At 19.2% G+C, this 3,194-nt stretch carries 3 protein-coding genes and 2 pseudogenes; all 5 read left to right on the top strand.

Annotated elements, in window-relative coordinates:
- Positions 1 to 366: pseudogene (infB, locus tag GJT96_RS01575) on the top strand (translation initiation factor IF-2); the annotation flags it as partial.
- A gap of 41 nt (positions 367 to 407) precedes the next feature.
- Positions 408 to 749 (top strand): 30S ribosome-binding factor RbfA, encoded by a 342-nt coding sequence (rbfA, locus tag GJT96_RS01570; protein ID WP_169780470.1) that lies wholly within the window; start codon positions 408 to 410, stop codon positions 747 to 749.
- A 50-nt stretch (positions 750 to 799) separates the two neighbouring features.
- The gene (gene truB, locus GJT96_RS01565; protein ID WP_169780469.1) at positions 800 to 1,753 is read left to right on the top strand and encodes a tRNA pseudouridine(55) synthase TruB; all 954 of its coding nucleotides are present in this window, start codon (positions 800 to 802) and stop codon (positions 1,751 to 1,753) included.
- 29 nt (positions 1,754 to 1,782) lie between these two features.
- Positions 1,783 to 2,052, top strand: a complete 270-nt coding sequence (gene rpsO, locus GJT96_RS01560; RefSeq protein ID WP_169780468.1) for a 30S ribosomal protein S15 — start codon at positions 1,783 to 1,785, stop codon at positions 2,050 to 2,052.
- Between the two features lie 85 nt (positions 2,053 to 2,137).
- Positions 2,138 to 3,194 (top strand): annotated as a pseudogene (locus GJT96_RS02410) (polyribonucleotide nucleotidyltransferase); the annotation flags it as partial.

The following is a 3,194-nucleotide window of genomic DNA, read 5'->3' as shown; positions in this document are numbered from 1 at the left end:
TTTAAAATTATTTATGATTTAATTAATTATATGAAAAAATATATACAAAATCTTTTAATTCCTAAATATAAAGAATTAATTTTAGGTAATGCAGAAGTTAAAAGTATTTTTACTATTCCTAAAATTGGTATCATAGCTGGATGTATAGTAACATATGGATTAATTAAACGTAATAATTTGGTAAAATTATTTAGAAATAATCAAATTATTCATAACGGTATCATAGATTCGTTAAGAAGATTTAAAGAAAGTGTAAATGAAGTACGTAATGGTATGGAATGTGGTATTAGTATTAAAAATTTTAATAATATATATTTAGGAGATAAATTAGAAATTTTTAAAAAAAATGAAATTATAAAAAAATAATTTAATATATAATTTAATTTATAAGGAAAGGAGGTTATTTATTGTATCGTAATTTACGAATTGCATATGAATTAAAAAAACAAATAGCAAAAATATTACAAAATAATCTTAATGATATAAGAATAAATAAATTTACTACTATTACTGATTTAGTATTATCTAAAGATTTTTCATATGCAAAAATTTTTATAACTCTATCATATAAAGAAGAATTAAAAAATAAAAAAAAATCATTATTTTATTTAAATAAAACAACAGAATATATTAGACATATACTTCAAAAAAAAATAAAATTACGTAAAATACCTAAATTAAAATTTATTTTAGACTCCTCTTTAAAAGAGGGTAATTGTATTAGTAATATATTAAATAATATAAAATAAAAAATAGACTATACTAAGTAATTAGTAATTATAATTTTTTTTTTAAAAAAATGTTAAAAATAATAAAAAAACAAAATATAAATGGTTTATTATTACTTGATAAATCTATTGGTATTACATCAAATAAAATTCTTCAGTGTGTTAAAATTATTTTTAATGCTAAAAAAGCTGGTTATATTGGGACCTTAGATCCTTTAGCTAGTGGTTTGTTACCTATTTGTTTTGGAGAATATACTAAATTTAGTAAATATCTAATGAATGCAAATAAAACATATTTAGTTACGGCTCTTTTAGGAGAAAAAACAGATACTGCAGATAAATGTGGTTATCTTATAAAAAAAAAAAATGTTAATGTAACTATAAAAGATATTTTAAAAAAAATAAACTTATTTAAAGGGAAAAATAAACAAAAACCTCCTATGTATTCTGCCATTAAATATAAAGGTATTCCTTTATATAAATATGCTAGAGCAGGAATTAATATTCCTAATTTAAAAAAAAGAACTATTATAATATATCAAATTAAATTATTAAATTTTTATAAAAATAAGATAAAATTACAAATTAATTGTTCAAAAGGAACATATATTCGTAGTATTATTGATGATTTAGGAGATAAATTAAATTGTGGAGCTCATATAATTAAATTACGTAGAATAGTAATATCACATATTTCAATTTTACATAAAAATGTTATAACATTAGAACAATTAAAAATATTAATTATGAATTATCAAAATCATAAATTAAATATTCTTTTAATTAAAAAATTATTACTACCTATTAATTACATTATAAGTCATATACCAAAATTATATTTATCAAATTTATTAATAAAAAAAATAATGAATGGTAAAAAAATTAAATTAAAATCTATAATAAATAAAAAACAATTTCGTATTTTTGATGAAAAATTTCATAATTTTATAGGTATATGTCAAATTAATAATCAAGGTTATATTATAAAATGCAAATTAATAAATTCTGTAAAAAAATTTTATTAATTTATATTTTATAATTAATGAGGTTAATTATGTATTTAAATATAGAAAAAAAAATAAAAATCATACAAAAATATCAAAATAATATTAAAGATAAAGGATCTACACAAGTACAAATAGCTTTATTAACATATAAAATTAATTATCTACAAAAACATTTTACTATACATAAAAAAGATAATCATAGTCGTAGAGGACTTTTACGCATGATATCACAACGTAGAAAATTATTAAATTATTTTAAAAAAAAAAAAATTAAAAGTTATAATATATTAATTGAAAATTTAGGATTAAGAAATTAAATAAATTTTAATTTTATCTATCTATTTTATAGATTTATAATTAATTAATATTTTAATATAAAAATTTATTAAAAGGATATTTATTTTGTTAAATCCGATTATCCATAGATTTAGTTATGGTAATAACACTGTAACTATAGAAACAGGAATGATAGCTAGGCAAGCAACATCTTCTGTAATGGTAAGTGTTGATGATACAGCTGTTTTTGTTACCTTAGTAGTAGATAATAAAATTAAATCAGAACAAAATTTTTTCCCTTTATCAGTACATTATCAAGAAAAATCATATGCCGCAGGCCGTATTCCTGGAAATTTTTTTCGTAGAGAAGGACGTCCTAGTGAAAATGAAATTTTAATTTCTCGTTTAATTGATCGTCCTATAAGACCTTTATTTAAAAAAGGTTTTTTAAATGAAATTCAAATTATAGCTACTGTTATGTCTGTAAATCCAGAAATTAATCCAGATATTGTTGCGATAATTGGTGCATCTACTGTTTTAAGTTTATCTGGGATCCCATTTAATGGGATATTTGGTGCCGCACGTGTAGGATTTATTAATAATAAATATATTTTAAATCCTAATATTAAAGAAATGAAGAATAGTTCATTAGATTTAATTGTATCTAGTACTAAAAAAGCAATTTTGATGGTAGAAGCTAAATCTTATCTTTTAACTGAAGAACAAATATTAGATGCAATTATATATGGTCATAATCAACAACAAATATTAATTGATAATATTATTAAATTATCTTCTGAAGTAAAAAAAAAAACTTATGAATGGATTTTATCTCCTATAAATGAAAAACTTAAACAAAAAGTAGTTTTTTTATCTAAAAAAAAATTAGTAAAAGCATATAAAATTAAAGAAAAACAAAATAGAATTAACAAAATTGATTCTATAAAATTAAAAATTTTTGAATTAATTAAACAAGAAAAAGAATATGAAAATATTTCAATACAATATTTAAATGAAATTTTTTATGAATTAGAAAAAAAAATAGTTCGTAAAAATATTATAAAAAATAATTTTAGAATTGATGGCCGTGAACATGATATGATACGTAATTTAGATGTACGTATAGGTATTTTACCGAGAACACATGGTTCAGCTCTCTTTACAAGAGGAGAAACACAAGCAC

It is taken from the genome of Enterobacteriaceae endosymbiont of Donacia piscatrix, from assembly GCF_012569525.1.
In the GTDB taxonomy this organism is placed as follows: Bacteria; Pseudomonadota; Gammaproteobacteria; order Enterobacterales; family Enterobacteriaceae.
Note: the sequence above shows the minus strand (reverse complement) of the source record. Positions and strands in the feature narration are given on the sequence as shown.